At 33.1% G+C, this 14979-nt stretch carries 19 protein-coding genes; 11 read left to right on the top strand and 8 right to left on the bottom strand.

From position 1 onward, the window contains the following. Nucleotides 1–58: 58 nt before the first annotated feature. On the bottom strand, nt 59–1201 hold the full coding sequence (locus Q0783_RS03045) for a beta-ketoacyl synthase N-terminal-like domain-containing protein (protein WP_298893211.1): 1143 nt from the start codon (nt 1199–1201) through the stop codon (nt 59–61). Between the two features lie 120 nt (nt 1202–1321). Here Q0783_RS03045 and Q0783_RS03040 point away from each other — a divergent pair, with 120 nt between their 5' ends. Then, complete coding sequence (locus tag Q0783_RS03040) at nt 1322–1753, top strand: cytochrome c oxidase assembly factor Coa1 family protein (RefSeq protein WP_298893208.1); 432 nt, start codon at nt 1322–1324, stop codon at nt 1751–1753. Nucleotides 1754–1759: 6 nt separating this feature from the next. Here the strand turns inward: Q0783_RS03040 and bioA are convergent, their stop codons facing one another. From bioA to Q0783_RS03015, 5 genes are read right to left on the bottom strand one after another with little or no spacing between them, the layout of a single operon-like run. Then, nucleotides 1760–3025 carry an adenosylmethionine--8-amino-7-oxononanoate transaminase gene (gene bioA, locus Q0783_RS03035; RefSeq protein WP_298893205.1) on the bottom strand — a complete coding sequence of 422 codons (1266 nt, stop codon included), beginning with the start codon at nt 3023–3025 and terminating at the stop codon, nt 1760–1762. Then, nucleotides 3022–3630: a dethiobiotin synthase gene (gene bioD / locus Q0783_RS03030; protein WP_298754103.1), complete on the bottom strand. Its 609-nt coding sequence runs from the start codon at nt 3628–3630 to the stop codon at nt 3022–3024. The genes bioA and bioD overlap by 4 nt, the downstream gene beginning before the upstream one ends. Next, nucleotides 3627–4040, bottom strand: coding sequence for a DUF2007 domain-containing protein (locus tag Q0783_RS03025; protein WP_298893203.1), 414 nt, complete (start codon nt 4038–4040; stop codon nt 3627–3629). Before Q0783_RS03025 ends, bioD begins: the two co-directional genes overlap by 4 nt. A 31-nt stretch (nt 4041–4071) precedes the next feature. Further along, nucleotides 4072–5220 carry an aminotransferase class I/II-fold pyridoxal phosphate-dependent enzyme gene (locus Q0783_RS03020; protein ID WP_298893202.1) on the bottom strand — a complete coding sequence of 383 codons (1149 nt, stop codon included), beginning with the start codon at nt 5218–5220 and terminating at the stop codon, nt 4072–4074. A gap of 7 nt (nt 5221–5227) precedes the next feature. Beyond that, complete coding sequence (locus tag Q0783_RS03015; protein ID WP_298893200.1) at nt 5228–5755, bottom strand: hypothetical protein; 528 nt, start codon at nt 5753–5755, stop codon at nt 5228–5230. Nucleotides 5756–5886: 131 nt separating this feature from the next. On the opposite strand from Q0783_RS03015, the gene Q0783_RS03010 reads away from it, so the two are divergent. The 10 genes from Q0783_RS03010 to Q0783_RS02965 all read left to right on the top strand — a co-directional run bounded on the left by Q0783_RS03010 (nt 5887) and on the right by Q0783_RS02965 (nt 12935). Then, the gene (locus Q0783_RS03010; protein WP_298893199.1) at nt 5887–6408 is read left to right on the top strand and encodes a DUF2975 domain-containing protein; all 522 of its coding nucleotides are present in this window, start codon (nt 5887–5889) and stop codon (nt 6406–6408) included. A gap of 2 nt (nt 6409–6410) precedes the next feature. Next, nucleotides 6411–6935 carry a DUF2975 domain-containing protein gene (locus Q0783_RS03005; protein ID WP_298893198.1) on the top strand — a complete coding sequence of 175 codons (525 nt, stop codon included), beginning with the start codon at nt 6411–6413 and terminating at the stop codon, nt 6933–6935. Nucleotides 6936–6937: 2 nt separating this feature from the next. After that, nucleotides 6938–7747 (top strand): DUF2975 domain-containing protein, encoded by an 810-nt coding sequence (locus Q0783_RS03000; protein WP_298893196.1) that lies wholly within the window; start codon nt 6938–6940, stop codon nt 7745–7747. A gap of 2 nt (nt 7748–7749) precedes the next feature. Then, nucleotides 7750–7956 carry a helix-turn-helix transcriptional regulator gene (locus tag Q0783_RS02995; RefSeq protein ID WP_230934352.1) on the top strand — a complete coding sequence of 69 codons (207 nt, stop codon included), beginning with the start codon at nt 7750–7752 and terminating at the stop codon, nt 7954–7956. Next, nucleotides 7943–8488, top strand: a complete 546-nt coding sequence (locus Q0783_RS02990; protein ID WP_298893194.1) for a GNAT family N-acetyltransferase — start codon at nt 7943–7945, stop codon at nt 8486–8488. The genes Q0783_RS02995 and Q0783_RS02990 overlap by 14 nt, the downstream gene beginning before the upstream one ends. 43 nt (nt 8489–8531) lie before the next feature. After that, nucleotides 8532–9788 (top strand): Y-family DNA polymerase, encoded by a 1257-nt coding sequence (locus Q0783_RS02985; protein WP_298754120.1) that lies wholly within the window; start codon nt 8532–8534, stop codon nt 9786–9788. After that, the gene (gene umuD, locus Q0783_RS02980) at nt 9785–10225 is read left to right on the top strand and encodes a translesion error-prone DNA polymerase V autoproteolytic subunit (RefSeq protein ID WP_298893192.1); all 441 of its coding nucleotides are present in this window, start codon (nt 9785–9787) and stop codon (nt 10223–10225) included. Before Q0783_RS02985 ends, umuD begins: the two co-directional genes overlap by 4 nt. A gap of 144 nt (nt 10226–10369) precedes the next feature. Beyond that, complete coding sequence (locus tag Q0783_RS02975; protein WP_298893191.1) at nt 10370–11278, top strand: helix-turn-helix domain-containing protein; 909 nt, start codon at nt 10370–10372, stop codon at nt 11276–11278. Nucleotides 11279–11382: 104 nt separating this feature from the next. Further along, on the top strand, nt 11383–12498 hold the full coding sequence (locus Q0783_RS02970) for a nuclear transport factor 2 family protein (protein WP_298893190.1): 1116 nt from the start codon (nt 11383–11385) through the stop codon (nt 12496–12498). Between the two features lie 20 nt (nt 12499–12518). Next, a complete protein-coding gene (locus Q0783_RS02965; RefSeq protein ID WP_298893188.1) occupies nt 12519–12935 on the top strand; it encodes a nuclear transport factor 2 family protein in 417 nt (138 codons plus the stop codon). Between the two features lie 117 nt (nt 12936–13052). Here Q0783_RS02965 and Q0783_RS02960 read toward each other — a convergent pair whose 3' ends face one another. Beyond that, nucleotides 13053–13328 (bottom strand): F0F1 ATP synthase subunit epsilon, encoded by a 276-nt coding sequence (locus Q0783_RS02960; protein WP_298893186.1) that lies wholly within the window; start codon nt 13326–13328, stop codon nt 13053–13055. A gap of 17 nt (nt 13329–13345) precedes the next feature. Next, on the bottom strand, nt 13346–14854 hold the full coding sequence (gene atpD, locus Q0783_RS02955) for a F0F1 ATP synthase subunit beta (RefSeq protein WP_298893184.1): 1509 nt from the start codon (nt 14852–14854) through the stop codon (nt 13346–13348). Nucleotides 14855–14979: the final 125 nt, after the last annotated feature.

Below are 14979 nucleotides of genomic sequence, written 5' to 3'. Positions count from 1 at the left end.
AAAAATTAATACTGAAATATAAGACCTTTATAGCGGTCTTACAATTATATATCAAATGTTATTTTGATAGCAAAATAGATACTGCATTTCCACCAAATCCAACGGCATTAACCAAAATGTTTTTGATGTGTTTAGGTGTTTGGGATTTTAGGTAAGGTATTGAAATAAACGTCTCGTGTTGCAACATCATAATCGCCATTTCGATATTTAAAAGTCCGGAAGCACCAAGGCTGTGACCTATCTTCCACTTATTAGTAGTTAATGAAGGAATTTTGTTACAAAAAATCGATTCGATAGCATTTATTTCGGCCTGATCTCCTTTTATCGTTCCTGGTGTATGAGTGACAATAATATCGACATCTTCTGGTTTCACAGAGCCTAGAGCCATTTTCATAGACCTTTGAAAACACAGTGCATTGGTTGATAAGGATGCATTGTGCTCTAATAGTTCTGTAGCATAACCAATACCAATAATTTTAGCTAAGGCATTGTTAGTGTCTCCAGATTCTAAACAAGCCATAGCAGCTCCTTCACCTAAAATCATTGTATTGTCTTTTTTACTCAAATCTAATGACTGATTTGGAAATAGAGAGTCATCAGTTTTTGCATAAATTTTCAAGGCTTGCATCTGGGCAATAGTGAATGCTGTTAAAGGCGCTTCACTTCCGCCAACTAGAAATTTGTCGCACATCCCAGAGTTGATCCAAGCAATACCATTTAATAAAGCATGTAATGCAGTAGAACAAGTAATGGAGTGTGAAATTTCTGGTCCTTGAGTTCGTAAGTCATGTGCAACCCAAGACGAAATATTTCCTAAGGTAGTGGTTGGAGAGGTAAGCGTATTCGCTTTTTGGTTGTTAATAAACTCTGAATGATAATTTTCAAAAAGAGTAGTTGCACCTCTTGATGATCCAATATTAATTCCGAAATTATCGGAAGCTTTCCAATTGGCATTTGTTACCGCTTGTCTTGATGCATATATGGCAAATAGTACAGAATCATCTAATGTTTTATACTTTGAATTAGATTGCTTCAATGTATCAATCCCTTTCTTTGTTTCAGTTGAGATTTTAGCAATAAGGTTACCTTCTTTTTTAGTAAAAAAATGATTGGTATTTGTATAATTTTTCCAAATCTCATCAGGTAAAGAACCTAGTGGAGAAATAGAAGCGATAGCTGTTATGGAAATAGGGTGTTGCAAAAGCAATTGAAATTTTATGCAAAAATAGGATATTGTATATTTATGTAAACATAAAATCGAGATAGTTTGAGTAACAATTTTGAATTATAGCAGACCTATCAAATAAATCAATCATATATTATGGAACACGTACGTCAAAAAAGCTGGTTTGGACGAAACTGGCTCTGGGTTTTACCTGTAGGAGGTTGCCTAGGTGTTATTTTATTATTTGTATTTGGAATAGGCGCTGCAATTTTTGGTGTCTCTAAAATTATCAAAGAATCTGCACCTTACGAGTATGCTGTTGAATCTGCTAAAAGTAATGGTGATGTCCAAGATGCCTTAGGAGAAGTTATTGATACCGATGGGCTTTTTGAAGGTAATATCACTATCAATAATAGCACAGGAGAGGCCGATTTAAAAATTCCAATTAAAGGGGAAAAGGGTAAAGGGATTATTGTTGTTCTTGCTGAAAAAGACGACGAAGGCTGGCAGTATGAAAAACTGTATGTCCTTATTAAAGAGACTCAAGAAAAAATCAATTTGTTAGAAAAGAGCATAGAAGGTGATTGATTTTTTCTATATCATTTCCAACGCGTCTTCTATCACCTGATACACCTTTAGTAATTGCTTATCTGTAATCACATAAGGCGCTAGGATATAAACGGTGTTGCCCAATGGTCTCAAGCACACGCCATTTTTCATAAAGAAGTTAAAGAGCTTGTCGCGTAAATTCCCATAACGCTCCATTTCAACATTGAGGTCTAAAGCAAAAATGATTCCTGTTTGTCTCACAGAAGCCACTTTCGGATGTGTTTTGATGTGTTTTCCAAATTGTTTGTGCGATTCTATGATACGTTTGATATGACGTTGGATCTCATCAGAAATTAATAATTCTATTCCTGCTAATGCTGCAGTACATGCCAACGGATTGGCAGAGTAGGTGTGACCATGAAACAATCCTTTGCTTATCTCATCACTATAAAAGGCATCGTAGATATCTTGGGTACAGCTAGTTATGGCCATAGGTAACAATCCAGCTGTTAGTGCTTTGCTTAAACAAATAATGTCTGGCTTAATCTCTATATGATCTGAAGCAAAATGTTTTCCTGTTTTTCCAAAGCCCGTCATGACCTCGTCTGCAACAGTTATAATTTGATTTGATTTGCAGAATTTCAGAATACGTGCTAATCCTTCTGCATCATGCATTTTCATTGCTGCAGCGCCTTGTACTAATGGTTCGTAGACAAATCCTGCTACGTTGTGTTGCGATGAAATGTCTTGTAAGCGTTCTAAAATTGTGTCATGATTTTTACCATTTGGTGTTGGAATACGTTTAACATCCAGAAAGAAATCTTCAAAAGGACCATTGTAAACCGATAGCCCAGAAACACTCATAGCGCCAAATGTGTCACCATGAAATCCGTCTTCAAATGCAATTAAAACATTACGTTTTTCACCATGATTGAAATGATATTGCAATGCCATTTTAATACCAATTTCTACTGATGTTGAACCATTATCGCTAAAAAAAATCTTGTTTTGATTTTCTGGTAGGATATCTATCAAGGCTTCGGAAAGTTTAACTGCAGGTTCATGAGTAAAACCACTAAATACAACTTGATCCAAAATTTGCATTTGTGTAGCAACTCGATTGGTGATATAATTGTTGCAATGCCCATACATACTCGTATACCAAGAGGCGATGGCATCTATATATTCGTTGCCATTTTCGTCTATTAGTACGCAACCTTGAGCTTTAACAATCGCTGTAGTTTCAGGATGTAATTTATGCTGTGTTAATGGATGCCAGATGTGTTTTTTATCTCTTTCTTTTAGATTCATAGTTTACTTTTAAATGCTTCAGCATATTCTTTAACCACATTGTGATCAAAGTAAGGTTCTTCATTAATACGACCTATAACTTTTACTTTGGTCATTTCTGTAATAATGGCTTCAGTTGTTTTATGCTCATTTCCGCTAAAAATAATAGACACTTCAAATCCTTTTTCCTTGAGGAGATTAATCGTTAATAATGAATGATTGATACTACCCAAATAGTGTCTTGATACTACAATAACCTTGTAAGTCGGTTTAATAAGATCAAGAATGGTATTCTTTTTATTAATAGGGACAAGCAAGCCACCAGCACCCTCTATAACTAAATGATTATTTGTTTTAGGTGGTTTTATATCCTTTAGTTGTATAGAAACACCATCAATATCTGCAGCAGCATGCGGACTCATGGGTGTCTGTAATGCATAACTATTGTCATGAAACTTTGATTTATGGTTGGATACATACGATTGGACTTTTTTTGTGTCGCAAAAGTCTAATTCACCTGCTTGTATAGGTTTCCAGTAATCTGCTTTCAACGCTTCAGTAATGATTGCAGAAGCCACTGTTTTACCTACATCAGTTCCTATTCCAGTAATAAAGTATGTGCTCATTTTTGTTTAAATTCTGTATTACAATTATCGCATTTGTATTTGTAACGTGTATGAAATGGTAGCGTTCCGGATAAAAACCCAATAATAAAAGCAAAAAAAGATTTAAAATCTGTAATCGTCGAAAATAATTCGACTTTCTCGCTATTGCAGTTTGGGCAATGAATAGTATTACCATCATCGTCTAAAGCATATTGTTTAATTGTACTTAAAATATGCTGTGCTTTCATCGCATCTTCCGATAGTACTTTTAGTTTTACACCTCCAATAGCATTACTTACCAAGGGGTCGGTATCAATAGTAAGATGATCTTGTAGGAACACTTTCACACCTTCTGCCTCCAAACGTCCTTTAATGATTTGGGCTTCTGTTGTGTATTGAAATCTTGCTATGGTTTTAAATTTTTCGCTCATTTAGAGTAATGACATACTATGTTCACAACGTTTATACAAAGGTAGTGAGTATACCCAAGACTTCCGAGATTTCTTTTTCAGTATTAAAAGCATGCAAACAAAAACGTAAGCGTTCTTTTCCTTTAGGCACAGTAGGTGATAGAATTGCCTTTACATTAAAATTATTGTCTTTCAGTTTATTGGAAAGTTGTTTAACCTTATCGTTTCCAGAAATAACACAACAGTGAATAGCAGAATCACTTGTAATAAACAATTCTTGAAGTTTTAGTTTGCTGATTTCAGATTTAAAAAATTCAATATTGTGATGAAGTTTAATCGTATGTTTAAGTTGATTCTGTAGTTCATAATACGCTACTTTAATAAGTGCCAATGTATGTGGAGGGAGTGCCGTAGTATAAATAAAAGGTCTTGAAAAATTAATGAGATAATCTCTAAGTGCGTTGCTACATAAAATAGCCGCACCATGAGCACCTAAAGCTTTTCCAAACGTTATGATTCTGGCAAAAACCATGGCTTCAAGTTGATGCTTAGAAATGAGGCCATTACCATGAGTTCCAAAGACACCTACAGCATGTGCCTCGTCAATGATAAGATGGACATGTTTTGCTTGACATAGTTGCGATAGCGTAACTAAATCTGGAGCATCACCATCCATAGAAAATACCGATTCGGTGACAACGTAAATACATTGACCTTCTTCTGAAACATGCTCAGAGTGCTGATCAATTAGTTGTTCTAAATGTTTTAGATTGTTATGCTCAAATTTATAAGCTTTAGCATGACTCATTGTAATGCCATCGCGAATAGATGCATGGCAATATTCGTCGTATATAATAATGTCATGGCGTTGTGGAACACATGAGAAAAATCCTATGTTGGCGTCATAACCGGAGTTAAAAACAAGCGCATTTTCAGAATTATGAAAGGCGGCTATTTGTTGCTCGACCTGTTGATATAATGTATGATTGCCAGATAATAATCGAGAACCTGTTGCACCATTTTGAACACCATTTTGAGTATCTAAAATTTCTAGCGACTTGTTAAATAGGTGTTTTGATTTTGAAAACCCTAAATAGTCATTAGATGAAAAATCAATCAGATTGTTAGTTTCACCAAGCTGTCGAAAGGCATTTTCTTCTTGTCGCTTATTGAGTTTATGTTGGAGTTTTTTAGGCAGCATTTCACAATTAATCTATATAAACTAGTTCTCTTTTGTCTCTAAGAATGTTCTTATCCACCCATTTATAATCATTTGGTGCAGTAGCATCTAAAAGATCAATCAATAGGGCATCGGCAATATGTGAAGCAACATCGAAAGCATCTTTAATATCTTTAGTTTTATAAACAGTTATTTTCTTATTTCTTCCATAAAAAATATTTAAAACTATTATAGGAAAAGAGTTTGTTGTTTCTGCACTAAGTGCTCTTACTGTAATGTCTTCTGTTGTATTAAAGACAGAAATATATTCAGGGTTTTCAAGTGAGTTCCAAGAGCCGAACTTTATACCTAGAAATGATAAGGTTTTTCTGTAGGTTTTTGATTCTAAGTCAATTTCTGAACCTTCAGTTTTAATCATTAATATGCCAAATAAAATAGGTACTAGCATTAGGAATTCTAAATTAAACAATCCATAAATTCCTACTAATATTGCTGCGATTCCACCGATAAATTTCCAAATCGGTACTTTTCTTGTATATCTAATTGTAGCATCCATAGCCACAAATATAGCTAATGAAAAAGTGAATGAATAATGATTTGTAGAAACAATAAAATTATCTTTTTTAAACAAAAAATTATTGTTTATCAATAATTTTTATATATTTGTTATCGTTAAACGATAATTAAATGAAAACAAAACAAATTTTTAAGACCATGAATATTGTGTCGTGGATTGTATTTATCGGTTTTTGTATTAAAGCTGGAGCTATAACTATCGTATCAGTAATGAGTCTTTCTGGACATACAAATGCGACTAAAGATTTATATATGGGTATTGATCTTTCAAACATATATGCGTTTAATAGTGCTCATTTTATTTGTGTAGTTCTATTACTTGTATTAATGGCAAGTTTAAAAGCTTATATCTTCTACCTTTTGATACATGTGTTTAAGCACATGGATTTTAATCATCCGTTTAATGATGTCGTGATGGCTTTAATTTTTAAGATAAGTTATGTGGCTTTGAGTGTTGGACTATTAGGAATTATTGGAAAGGCTTATACAACTTGGTTAGCATCCAAGGTGGTTTTCGCTCAAATAGATATAGAAGCATCTGCCTATATATTTATGGCTGGCGTCGTATTTATTATAGCGTCTTTATATAGACGTGCTATTGAAATTCAATCAGAAAACGAACTAACCATATAATCATGAAAGACAATACAACTATTTTAACAATTATTACTTGGGGTGTTTTGCTAACGGCAATTTCGGTATTACTCAATGACATGCGTGAGTTTGATTTTAATCAGTTTAAAGAGTTTCAAAATTGGGCAAAAGTTGCAGATAAAAATGAGACCTGGTTAACTTCAGAAAACGCAATTAAATGGAGCTATTATGCGATTAGTGCTGGTTTGTTTTTTTGGAGAGGGTATCTTATTTACGGGTTTTCTTATTTTTTATCTATTCTGAAAGAGATCGAGCAAGGCCATTATTTTAGCGACAATAATATTAGATACTTCAAGAAGATAGGAAACATTTTTATTCAGTATACAATTAGTGTGTTGGTGTTGAGGTTTCTTATGGCAGCCATTGGTAAGTCTACCTTTGACTTCTTTGATGAGCTGAAAGCCGAATTTACATTTTTAATCCCAGCAGGATTGGCGTTTTTCATCCTTGCCGAAATTTTTAAACGCGGGAAACAAGCTGAAGAAGAAAACGAACTAACCATATAATTATGAAAACAGGAACTGCTCTTGCTGATATATTATTTTTAATATGCAGCATTTCATTTTATTTATTAATTATAGCTTTTGGATTTGCATTAGCTACTGAGGCTTTTACTGATGATGGCAAAATGGGTAATTTCTCTCCTAAATTTAATAGTTCTCTTGGTTACGAGATGCCTGTTGAATTTAAAGTTAAACCTAAAAATCCAATGTTTAATAATATACTGTTTACTGATTATAAAGAAGGGATTGATGATAAAGGGAAGAAAACATACGCTACTATACCTCAATATGCTAATTTAATAACTACAGAAGATTCCTTAAATTTTAAAGCTGTTGTAAGTATTAATAACTATGGAATGGGAGATAATTTCGAACTGACTTCTAATGTGTTTAGAGGAGATGGTCATGTACATATAAAACCTAAAACAGTATTCAATAAAGTGATTATTGTGTTTAGAACTTATTTAAACTTTATTATTTTAATCATTGTTTTCTTCTTTCTTAAGAATATATTTAAGATGTTAAGAATCACTATTGAATTTTCTCAAAAGCTATATAAATTAATACAAATGTTAGGCGTAATAATGATTTCTAAGGTTCTACTCGCTGTAATAATTAATTCTATTCTAGGGATGACATTAAAAGATATTGTTATACAGCCATTGAATGATGGCTTAAACTATGTAGATATAGCCATGAGTTCACGTTTAGATTTTGATTTTTCATTGTTTTTAGTTGGGTTTTCTCTTATTGTTCTTAGTGCACTATTAAAGTCTGGTAGTAAAATGCAACAAGAAAACAAATTAACCATTTAAGTATGCCAATAATTGTAAATTTAGATATAGTGCTTGCCAAGCGGAAAATGAAAAGCAAAGAATTGGCTGAGATTATTGGTATTACAACAGCTAATTTGTCTATCTTAAAGTCTGGCAAAGCAAAAGCAATTCGATTTTCTACTTTAGAGGCTATTTGTGAAGCTTTAGACTGTCAGCCTGCAGATATTTTGGAGTATGTTGAAACCTAAAATTACATATCATAGAGTAAAAACCAACGAGGAATTAGAAGCTATTTTGAAGCTTCAAAGTGATAACCTTCCCAAAAAGATAACAGCTTCAGAACAAGAAAAGGAAGGCTATGTCACCATTCATCATACTTTTGATATTTTAAAGCGTATGAATGATTCATGTGCCCATATTATTGCAAAGCATGAAGAAAATATTGTTGGTTATGTGTTATGCATGACTAAAAGCTTTAAAGATGAGATTCCCATATTAGTGTCTATGTTTAATGAAATCGAATCGATTATTCCAGAGGCGCAAAACTATATAGTGATGGGACAAGTATGTGTATCTAAGGCATATAGGAAGCAAGGTATATTTAGAGGCTTGTATCAATTTATGTCTCAAGTGTTAAAACCAGACTTTGATGCCATAATTACAGAAGTAAATATTAAAAATGTGCGTTCTTCAAATGCGCATCTAGCTATAGGTTTTGAGTTGTTAAAAATCTACAACTCTAATGACGATACCTGGGAACTTATTCGTTTGTCTATTTAAATAGAATTGTAAAATTCAAACATTTTATTGTATATTTACACATATGTTTGCACTTGTGGATTGTAATAATTTTTATGCGTCTTGCGAACGTGTTTTTAACCCTAATTTACGAGGAAAACCAATTGCGATTCTTAGCAATAATGATGGTTGTGTAATTTCACGAAGCGATGAAGCAAAAGCGTTGGACTTGCCAATGGGAGCACCTATTTTTAAATGGGAAGGCTTTTGTAAGGTCAATGATATTCATGTACTGTCATCCAATTATCCTTTATATGGTGATATGAGTAGTCGCGTTATGAATATTCTAAGTCAGTTTACTCCAGATGTTGAGGTGTATAGTATTGACGAGGCTTTTTTACAATTTAAAGGTTTTGAAAACTATAATTTTGATGACTACGGAAATGAAATGCGACATCGTATTTTAAAATGGACAGGCATTCCAACTTGTGTTGGTATAGCTCCAACAAAAGCCTTATCTAAAGTAGCTAATAAAGTTGCTCGAAAATTTCCGAAGCAAACAAAAGGTGTTTATGTGATAGATTCTGAAGACAAACGTATAAAAGCCTTAAAATGGATTAAAATAGAAGCTGTTTGGGGAATAGGATATGGCCTACAAAAACGACTAAAAGCTAAAGGTTGTAAAACTGCTTATGATTTCACACAATTATCTGATGATTGGGTACGAAAAACTTTTTCTATTACCGAATGGAAGTTAAAGAAGGATTTAGAAGGAAACTCTAAAATTTTATTAGATGAGCCTAAAAATAAACGAGCTATAGCAACAACACGTAGCTTTGAATATACCTATTCAGATATTGAGAATATAAAAGAGCGTATTTCTACTTTTGCGACCAGTTGTGCCGAAAAACTGCGCAAACAAGGATCGAGTTGCCACATGATTATTGTGATGCTAAGTAGTGATAGACACAAAAAAGATTTAGAACAACATCGTGCAAGTAAAAGTATAAGTTTATCTTACCCAACAAACTCATCTTTAATCATAAGTAATTGTGCAATCAATGCAGTAATGTCTATCTTTAAAACAGGAATAAAGTACAAAAGAGCAGGAGTAATAGTTACAGGCTTGGTGCCAACCAATAATCATCAATTACATTTGTTTGATGCTGAAAACCCTAAACATCAACCATTGATGCAATCGATTGATAGTTTAAATACAAAATATAAAAGTCATAAAATTAAATTAGGTAATCAAGATCTAAAACGTACATGGAAAATGCGTCAAGAGCGATTATCACCAAAATATACCACGAGTATTAACGATATTATTGTAGTAAAATGATAACACACAAATCAGAAAGTTTAACTTTTTTCACACCAGAAGTCATAGAAGGAGCGGCAGCACAATTGTTTGACGCAGGGATTTCAGCAGGTTTCCCTTCACCAGCCGACGATTTTAAAGAACAACGCTTATCTCTAGATGAAGAATTAGTTCGAAATAAAGAAGCTACATTTTATGCTCGTGTGAGTGGGCAGTCTATGATTGGAGCAGGGCTAGAGGATAATGATTTATTAGTTATAGACCGAAGTCTTGAACCAGCAAATAATAAAATAGCTGTTTGTTTTTTAGATGGCGAGTTTACAGTAAAACGGTTACGTGTATCTAATAACCAAATGTGGTTGCAGCCAGAAAACCCAGATTATCCAATTATTAACATCACCGAAGAGAATAATTTTCTAATTTGGGGTATTGTTACCAATGTCATTAAAAAAGTATAATAGACTTTAATGGATACCTCCAATCAACTGTTATTTTTTTTCAGCGCTTTAGGTGTTTTTAATGGGTTTTTATTAAGTTTCTACCTTCTCTTTTTTCGTAAAAAAAACCGCTTACCTAATTACTTTTTGGGATTACTCGTTTTAATGTTAAGTATTAGAATTGGTAAATCTGTATATATGGTTTACAATGAGAATGATGTATTACTCTATATTCAAATAGGTTTGTCTGCTTGTTTTTTAATAGGTGTAATGCTATTCTATTATATAAAAGCGTCTCTTGACGAGATAAAAAAGGTGCCCAATTCCTGGAAAATCCATATCACCATTTTGCTCATTTTTATAGTTGTTGTAGGAATTTTGAAACCCTATAAAAGTGAACGCGCATTTTGGAATACATATTTTATACGTTTTATTTACTATACCTGGGGAATTTATGTCTTATTGTCTGGATATCTATTGAGACATATTTTAAAAAGATTCATTAAAAAGTATAAATCCTGTACTACTTCTGAGGTGTGGCTATTGGTCGTTTATGCTAGCTCACTTACCATTTACCTAGCCTATATGCTTGGAAGAAAAAAGTGGTATATCTCAGGAGCTGTATCGTTTTCCGTAGTGTTATATTTAGTGATATTCTTTTTGTTATTTAGAAAAAATAGAAAGGAAATATTTACTGAAGCTGAACCAAAATATGGATCAAAAAAAATAGAGAACACCGAAGCAGAAATCTTTATTAAAAGACTTGATGCTATAATGGAAGAGAAAAAACTATATAAAAACAGCAATATAAAACTTAAAGATATTGCTCACGAATTAGAAGTATCTACACATTATTTATCTCAATTATTAAATGATAATTTAGGAAAATCTTTTGCGCAACATATAAATACATTGCGAACAGAGGAAGCAAAAGAACTTCTTCAAAAGAACGATCAATTTACGCTAGAGGCTATTGGTTTGGAAGCAGGTTTTAGTTCTAAATCAACATTTTATGCAACATTCAAAAAGTTAACAGGAACAACTCCTGCTGAATTTAAAAAACAGTTTTCATAGCTCTTTTTCTCCAAAATTATAATTCTGGACATATCAATTATAAATTAAGAACACATTTTTAATTCGTTTTTAGAGATTTATTCTCAATCAATAAAAAACGAAAGATGAAAGTAAAATTTATAACAGCTGTTTTATGCTGTTCAGTAGGTATGTTGTTTGCCCAATCAGCAGATGAATTTGCCATCAGTAAAACATTGCATGATTATATCAACGGGAGTTCATTTAATCAGCCAGAACAAATTAAAAGCGCATTTACAAAAGATGCTACTTTGTACCTTACTAAAGGTGATGGTACTTCTGTGTTGTTTTCGCCTGAGACCTATTCAGATTTATTCAAAAAGAATAAGCCTGGAACTTTTGCTGGTAGAATAGGAAATATTTTAACAATTGAGGTTTATAATGATATTGCTACAGCTAAAGTGGAGATTACTATGCCAGAATCTAAACTCTATTTCATAGATTTGTTTTTGCTCAAAAAAGTAAATAACAGTTGGAAGATAATAAGTAAAACAGCGACGAGATCTCCTTTAGAAAGTAAAGGGCGAATTTTATTTATCATGTCCAATGCCAAAACTTACGGCAATTCAAGCATCGAGACAGGTGTAAGCTTTTCAGAAATTATATATGCTTACGATACTTTTATAAATAACAATTATCAGGTAGACTTTATGACGCCTCATGGAGGTGCGATTCACTTAGGCCATTATTATAATGCAAAAGATAGTCTACAGCGTCAATATTATACCAATAATCAATTTATGACGCGATTAACCTATACTAAATCTCCAGATGAAATTAATGCTTCAAGTTATAATGCAGTGTATTATGTTGGAGGTGGTTCTGCTATGTATCAGGTTCCTGAAAACAAACAGATTCAAAATATCTCAATGGCTGTTTATGAGCAAAATGGTATTGTTTCAGCGGTTTGCCATGGTACAGCTGGAATTGTTAATTTAAAAACCAGTGATGGAGGCTATTTGGTTGAGAATAGAAAAGTAAATGGTTATCCAGATATACTTGAGAAAAAAGAAAAAGCTTATTATAAAGAATTTCCATTTTCTATAGAAGAAAAAATCAAACAGCATGGAGGAGATTTTAAGTATTCAAAGACGGGTTGGGATAGTTATTATATTTCAGATGACCGATTGATAACAGGACAAGACCCATCCTCATCTACCAAAGTAGCCAAAGAAGTTATAGCAAGATTACAAAAACAATAATCATTTTAAATTTAAAAACAATGAAAACATCAATCATTACATTATTACTATGCTTAAGTATGTCAACAATTACTTTAGCTCAAGATTCAGAGTATAAACTAGTAGAGCAAACGGTGTCTTATTATTTGGATGGAGGAACCAACAACGATTTTGACACGCTTAAAAAAGCGTTTCATAAGAATGCCACAATGAAATATATACGAAATGGTGAGTATACGGAAGTTAATGCTTTAGAGTTTTTTAAAAAAGTAGTAAAACGTGGTCCAAAGCAAGATCGGAAAACACGTATCACCTATATCAATATCACAGGAAATGTGGCTAATGCTAAATTAGAAATAGATTATGAGAAATTTAGTTTTATAGATTATATGAATTTGATTAAGATTGATGGCGAGTGGAAAGTAGTAAGTAAAATATTTTATAGAAAAGGGAAATAATTTTAAAGTAAAATAAGCAACATTGCTTATGTTGCTTATTTCTTAATAAAAATCAATTAAACAAAAACGCCAAACATAATGTTTGGCGTTTTTTATATATGTAAACAAAATAATGTCTTAGTCTGCTAATACAATTACTTTATTATCTTTCATTTCAATTGTTCCAGAAGTGATAGGTAACCAAAACCCTCTATCAGATTTATTAAATAAAGATTCAACCTCTTCTTCAAGAGTAATATTACCGTTAATTTTCACGTTTCCTTCTTTTAGTAATGAGATGACAGGTGCGTGATTAGTTAACATTTCAAATTCACCCATAACACCCGGAACAGTAACGCTAGTTACTTCTCCACTAAATAGTGTAGCTTCTGGTGATACAATTTCTAAAAGCATAGTTCTGTAATTTTAGATTAAGCTTCTGCAAGCATTTTTTCTCCAGCTTCGATAGCTTCTTCGATAGTTCCTTTAAGGTTAAAAGCAGCTTCTGGTAAGTGATCTAATTCACCATCCATAATCATGTTAAATCCTTTGATAGTTTCTTTAATATCAACTAATACACCAGGAATACCTGTAAATTGCTCAGCTACGTGGAAAGGTTGAGATAAGAAACGTTGAACACGTCTTGCTCTACCTACAGCCATTTTATCTTCTTCAGATAATTCTTCCATACCTAAGATGGCAATAATGTCTTGTAATTCTTTATAACGCTGTAATAACTCTTTTACACGTTGTGCACAATCGTAGTGATCGTCACCTAAGATGTCAGCAGTTAAGATTCTTGATGTAGAATCTAAAGGATCTACCGCAGGATAGATACCTAACTCAGCAATCTTACGAGATAATACTGTTGTTGCATCTAAGTGAGCAAAGGTAGTCGCAGGAGCAGGATCGGTTAAATCATCTGCGGGTACATAAACCGCTTGTACAGATGTAATAGATCCTTTCTTTGTTGATGTAATACGTTCTTGCATTGCACCCATCTCAGTTGCCAATGTTGGTTGGTAACCTACCGCAGAAGGCATACGACCTAATAATGCAGATACCTCAGATCCAGCTTGTGTAAAACGGAAGATGTTATCTACGAAGAAAAGAACGTCTTTTCCTTGTCCATCACCAGCTCCATCACGGAAATATTCTGCTATAGTTAATCCTGAAAGTGCTACACGAGCACGAGCTCCAGGAGGTTCATTCATTTGTCCGAAAACGAAAGTTGCTTTAGAATCTTTCATTGCAGATTTATCAACTTTAGATAAATCCCATCCGCCTTCTTCCATAGAGTGCATAAAGTCATCACCATATTTGATAATACCTGATTCTAACATTTCACGAAGTAAATCATTACCCTCACGAGTACGCTCACCTACACCAGCAAATACTGAAAGTCCACCGTGTCCTTTTGCAATGTTATTAATTAACTCTTGAATCAATACTGTTTTACCTACACCAGCACCACCAAATAAACCAATCTTACCACCTTTTGCATAAGGCTCAATTAAGTCGATTACTTTGATACCAGTAAATAAAACTTCTGTTGATGTTGATAAATCTTCAAATTTAGGTGCTTGTCTGTGGATTGGTAAACCGTTATCACCAGATTTTGGTAAATCTCCAATACCATCAATTGCATCTCCAATTACGTTGAAAAGACGTCCGTAGATATCTCCACCAATTGGCATTTGAATAGGAGCACCAGTTGCAGTAGCCTCTGTACCTCTACTTAAACCATCAGATGAATCCATCGCAATAGTACGTACAGTATCTTCACCAATGTGAGATTGTACTTCTAGTACTAAAATAGAACCATCAGCTTTTTTAATTTCTAGAGAATCATAAATTTTTGGAAGTTCAGAACCAGCTTCGAATTCAACGTCGATAACTGGACCTACTATTTGTGCAACTTTACCTGTAACTTTTGACATTACTTATGTATTTAATGTTTAGATATTTCGATTGCTAAAAACATTCGTTTTTCGCGCTGCAAAGATATATCTTTTTAATTTAAAACTAAAGTAATTTTAAAGGCTTTTTTATTCAATATATTTTT

Origin of the sequence: uncultured Psychroserpens sp., from assembly GCF_947500255.1 — a bacterium.
Taxonomy (GTDB): domain Bacteria; phylum Bacteroidota; class Bacteroidia; order Flavobacteriales; family Flavobacteriaceae; genus Psychroserpens.
Note: the sequence above shows the minus strand (reverse complement) of the source record. Positions and strands in the feature narration are given on the sequence as shown.